Here is a 4,598-nt window from a genome sequence, read left to right as displayed (position 1 = left end):
CTGAGCAGTTAGTGGAGGAGTATTTAGAGCATCATCGGAGTCCATCGAATCAGGAGCGCGATAACTTCCTACTTGAGTAGATTAACTTGGGCTTTCAGCCCTTTAGGAACCTATGCACTTTCAGTGCATAGTGGTTCAGTACAGGTTGTTCAACAGGATTTGGACGTGCTTTAACTGAAGCAGTTTTAGAGCGGGATGAAATTGTGGTTGCAACGGCTCGGCAACCTGGCAAGCTAAATGATTTAGTTCTGCAATACGGTGATCGCATTCTAGCGTTGCCTCTTGATGTGACTAAATCCTCCGATATTCAAACGGCTGTAAGTCAGGCGATTGCTACTTTTGGACAAATCGATGTGCTGGCTGGATACGGCGTATTTGGAGCAGTAGAAGAAGTGAGCGATGCCGATGTACGACAACAGTTTGGAACAAATGTATATGGTGCATTAAATGTCACTCGCGCTGTTTTACCTCATCTACGTCGCCAACGCTCAGGGCATATTCTTAATATCTCCTCTAGCGGTGGTTTTATTGGTTTTGCTGGAGCAGGTATTTACTGTGCTTCAAAATTCGCTTTAGAGGGCTGGTCAGAGGCATTGGCGAAGGAAGTTGCATCGTTAGGGATTCACGTCACGATCGTTGAACTGGGTGCCTTTCGGACAGCCTTTAATGGTACGCTCGTTTCTCCCAATCAATCGATCGACGATTATGCTTCTACCAGTGGACAGATGTTGCAGTGGCTCCAACAAATGAACGGACAACAGCCCGGTGATCCTTATAAGGCAGCGATCGCTATGATTCGGGCTGTAAACCATCCCAGTCCCCCACTCCGGCTAGTACTGGGAGCAGATACCCTGGAAGCGATTTATGCCAAGTTGCAGGCTGTGGAGCTAGATTTAAAGAACTGGAGAGATATTTCAATCAACACTGCTTTTGATGGGGCAGCAGTCAATGCGATCGGCGGGTAATAGCGTATGACGTAAATCGCAAAATACAGTTTGTGGAGTGGTGTGTAAAACATTTCGCACACCACTCCCATTTGCGAGTTATTGAGTATGTGTGACGATAGAATTACCAGGTTGGGGCAAGTGATTGAATCGTAGCTTTGGCATCTGCAAGTTCTTGATCTCGTAGAGTCGTATTGAGTCCGTTGGCACTAATTGCCTCAATGTCAGTGATACCAATGAAGCCAAAAATGGTTTTGAGATAAGGTTCCTGAAAGTTCACCTGATCATAGGCTGAGCCAGGGCGAAAATCGCTGCCGCGTGCCTGAACGAGGAGCATTTTTCGATCGCTCACTAAACCCTGAAATCCATTCGGAGTAGAAATAAACGTTCGTCTGGGACGCACGATGTAGTCAATGTAGGATTTGAGAACAGCCGGAATACTGAAGTTATACATGGGTGTAGACAATACATAGCGATCGGCTGCCAGAAACTCATCTACTAATTGATCAGAAAGAGCGATCGCTGCTGCTAACTCAGGTGTGTATTCATCGGCAGTGGTAAATTTTGCTGTCACCCAGGTTTCATCAATGTAAGGAACAGGGTTGAGTGCTAGATCCCGATGCGTTATCGTTGCGTCAGGATGATGCAATTTCCATTGTTCCAAAAATTCTCGTGCTAATGATCGAGAGTGTGAGCGTTCAAGTCGAGGACTGGTGTCAATATGTAATACGTGAGTCATAGGAAACCTTCACAGAATTGAATTGGGTTCAACGAATTAAGTTTGAAAAAGCCGAGTTCCTTGCAGTTGCAGAGAGGTAACTGCACCAACGATGAGAATACCGCCGAGGATTTGCAACACCGTTAAGGTTTGCCCAAACCAAAGCCACGCTAGGATTGCTGCCACAACAGGCTCTAAAGTGGCAACGATCACGGCTCGTTCGGCTTGCACCCGTTGAATGCTCCACAAAAACAACAGGTAAGGTAATAGATTGCCGACGATGCCCACGACCAACACTTTCAGAAGATGGTCAGGTTCAAGCAGGTTAAGTGGCAATCCTTGCGTAGACTGGTACGCCAACCAGAACAAACTGGCGATCGCATAGGTTTTCAGCAAAATTTCAATGGAACTACTGGTGTCGGATGGTTGTTTGCTTAAGATTTGTTCGCTGATGAGAATGTAAGCCGCAAAACAGATCGCCGTGGTTAAACCAATACCAATGCCAAACCAATTGACCTGATCCCAACGACTTTCTAGCAGGTTGGAAACCAGAACTACTCCTAGCATTGACAATCCCAATGCCCGCAGAACTGACTGGGGTAGAGCGCGACGAGTGACCAAGGCTGTCCACAGAATCACCAAAATGGGTGACGTAAAGAGCAACACGATCGCGATCGCAACGGGTAATTGTTGAATCGCAACGTAATCTGCGGCGACCAGAAAGACCAGGATCAGCCCTAAACAAAACTGTTTGAGACTCATAGGTTGAACCTGTCCACGTCCGCAAAAGCTGTAGAGGATTGCCAAACCCAAGGTTGCAATCATTGCACTGGCTCCTGCTAGCTCTAACGGATAGATACCCGCCCTAAACAAATCAAAGGCAACGTTAGCGGCGATCGCCCAACACAAAACAGTCAGGAGAATGGCAGCGAGTCCTGACAAATTTTGGGAAAAGCGAGTGGGCTTAACAGGAGGAATGTCTAGCATGGTGATGCCTCCAGAATGAGTGAGAGAGCGGAAATTCTGCTTTAAACGCTCAACATGCCGCATAGCGAATCAAGGAGAATTTGGCTAATACTGAACAAAATAATTACAGTTGAAGTAATTACATATGTAATTATTGCCAGATGTAACACCAATTAGTTACAATTGCAATAATTACAGTAGATAATAATTGTGTAGATTCGATGGCTCAGCTTGATTCGGCTCAGAATTCCCTCTGGAAGCTATTTCTGACGGCACATACTCGTCTGGTTGACCGAGTAGAGCAAGACTTTAAGCACGCGAATCTGCCACCATTTGAATGGTATGACGTGCTGATCGCATTAAAACAAGCTCCTGACCAACAACTACGACTAAGTGAATTGGCAGAGCAACTATTGGTGAATCGTACCAATGTGACTCGCCTAGCGGATCGCCTGGAAAATGCGGGATTGATTCAACGAAAAGTATGCAAAGACGATCGCCGAGGTGCATTTGCCGTTTTGACGAAAGCAGGACTGGAAATGCAGCAGAAAATGTGGACGGTCTATTCCCAAAGCATCAGTCAATACTTTGGTCGTCACTTGATCCAGAAAGATACGGTTGCTTTTACAAAAGCCTTGAACTCAATGCTGACAGCATTAGATGAGGAATCCTAGCAAAGTACTGATTTAACTTGCTCTGTAGGTTTTGGGTGTCATCCCAGTTAGCTGACGAAACTGTTTGCTGAGATGGCTATGGCTGTTGAATCCACATATTAATGCAATATCTGCGATAGAGCGATCGCCCTGTTTTAATAACTGCTTTGCTCGTTCTATCCGCTGCTGGAGTAGATATTGATAGGGTGTAATACCGATTGATTGTTTGAATCGGTGGCTGAAATGAGATTCGCTAATCGTCAGCAATGCAGCCAGATCAGTCAGCCTGATATCTTGATCGAGATGTTCGTTGATATATTCCACGACTTGCAGAATTTGACGTTCAGATACACCACGCTCATAAAAGACGAAATGAGATTTGGATGCAGCGTATTGTCTGAGCAAATGCACTGCCAAAAGATTAACCAGAGATTCAATATACAGTTTTCCGCCTAAGTTGTCTTGTTGAAGCTCAGCCAGTAGCATCATCCCGATCGCCTCCAGTTGAGGATCACGGGTCTGAAATTCCAGGCGTAATTCTAACGGGTCGGGTGTGGCGATTGTCTCTCTGGCAACGCTTTGAATGAACTGTGAGGCAATCCGAATTTGCAAACAACTGTCTTCACTCTCCCAACGTGCAAAGTGTGGAGTTTTGACAGGCGTGATCGAAACGTCGCCTTTTGAGTGCAATCCCACATAGGTTTTGCCTCCTTTGATTTGCAGCAAACGAACAGGACGGGGAGCCAGAGACAGACAAATAGCATGGTCGTCTGAAAAATGGTTGCGCTCCTCTCCGGGTGGGTGCTGAAATTGCTCAACCAAAATATTATCCCAACCTTGAGCTTGACTCGACAGGATGGGTAAGTAAGCTGTTTCATCTGAATGGGTGGGGACCCTTGCGGTATCTGCGAAGTAGCGTGACTTCATTCTGCAAACCCAATTCATCTAGTTTCAATTGTAATTACTTTTAGGGACTTGCACTCGGTAGTTCAAAAACTGATTGCAGGATTTTGATAGTTGTCCAGGAATCTGACAGTTGAGGATAAAGCGTTTCTCTAAGCTGAAATGGTGAATCCTCAGACGTGCTAATCCAAATGGCATCTAAACACGTTTATATCATTCATGGTTACAATGCCTCACCCCGTGACCACTGGTTTCCGTGGCTAAAGGAAAAATTAGACTTGTTGCGGAATAAGGGATAATCGAAAGGACTTCATCGAGTATGAGCCAGCATGATCAACCTCCATCGTGCGTTGAGTAACGACCGTCTGCTGCGTGCTCTGACAGGTCTAAATCGGCAAGCCTTTGATGAGCTAT

Annotated in this window: 5 protein-coding genes and 1 pseudogene; 3 read left to right on the top strand and 3 right to left on the bottom strand. The window is 45.8% G+C overall.

Annotation, left to right across the window (positions count from 1 at the left end; translation table 11 throughout):
- Positions 1 to 143 precede the first annotated feature (143 nt).
- Positions 144 to 965, top strand: a pseudogene (locus AC1S52_RS00730) (oxidoreductase); the annotation flags it as partial.
- Positions 966 to 1,068: 103 nt separating this feature from the next.
- On the opposite strand, the gene AC1S52_RS00725 reads toward AC1S52_RS00730, so the two are convergent.
- Positions 1,069 to 1,683, bottom strand: coding sequence for an FMN-dependent NADH-azoreductase (locus AC1S52_RS00725; protein WP_482027125.1), 615 nt, complete (start codon positions 1,681 to 1,683; stop codon positions 1,069 to 1,071).
- 36 nt (positions 1,684 to 1,719) lie between these two features.
- On the bottom strand, positions 1,720 to 2,649 hold the full coding sequence (locus tag AC1S52_RS00720) for an EamA family transporter (protein ID WP_482027124.1): 930 nt from the start codon (positions 2,647 to 2,649) through the stop codon (positions 1,720 to 1,722).
- A gap of 200 nt (positions 2,650 to 2,849) precedes the next feature.
- Between AC1S52_RS00720 and AC1S52_RS00715 the strand changes: the two genes are divergently transcribed.
- Positions 2,850 to 3,302, top strand: a complete 453-nt coding sequence (locus AC1S52_RS00715; RefSeq protein WP_482027123.1) for a MarR family winged helix-turn-helix transcriptional regulator — start codon at positions 2,850 to 2,852, stop codon at positions 3,300 to 3,302.
- Between the two features lie 12 nt (positions 3,303 to 3,314).
- Here the strand turns inward: AC1S52_RS00715 and AC1S52_RS00710 are convergent, their stop codons facing one another.
- On the bottom strand, positions 3,315 to 4,208 hold the full coding sequence (locus AC1S52_RS00710) for a helix-turn-helix domain-containing protein (protein WP_482027122.1): 894 nt from the start codon (positions 4,206 to 4,208) through the stop codon (positions 3,315 to 3,317).
- Positions 4,209 to 4,375: 167 nt separating this feature from the next.
- Between AC1S52_RS00710 and AC1S52_RS00705 the strand changes: the two genes are divergently transcribed.
- Positions 4,376 to 4,483 (top strand): alpha/beta hydrolase, encoded by a 108-nt coding sequence (locus tag AC1S52_RS00705; RefSeq protein WP_482027121.1) that lies wholly within the window; start codon positions 4,376 to 4,378, stop codon positions 4,481 to 4,483.
- Positions 4,484 to 4,598: the final 115 nt, after the last annotated feature.

The sequence above is a fragment of the Kovacikia sp. CALU 1929 genome (assembly GCF_056784235.1).
The sequence above is the reverse complement of the archived record's forward strand: the minus strand, read 5'-3'. Positions and strand labels throughout refer to the sequence as shown.

What these genes read in the sequence shown, in the direction of transcription:
- AC1S52_RS00715 (WP_482027123.1), top strand. Translation starts at nt 2,850, where the DNA reads ATGGCTCAGCTTGATTCGGCTCAGAATTCCCTCTGGAAGCTATTTCTG.
- AC1S52_RS00710 (WP_482027122.1), bottom strand. Translation starts at nt 4,208, where the DNA reads ATGAAGTCACGCTACTTCGCAGATACCGCAAGGGTCCCCACCCATTCA.
- AC1S52_RS00720 (WP_482027124.1), bottom strand. Translation starts at nt 2,649, where the DNA reads ATGCTAGACATTCCTCCTGTTAAGCCCACTCGCTTTTCCCAAAATTTG.
- AC1S52_RS00725 (WP_482027125.1), bottom strand. Translation starts at nt 1,683, where the DNA reads ATGACTCACGTATTACATATTGACACCAGTCCTCGACTTGAACGCTCA.
- AC1S52_RS00705 (WP_482027121.1), top strand. Translation starts at nt 4,376, where the DNA reads ATGGCATCTAAACACGTTTATATCATTCATGGTTACAATGCCTCACCC.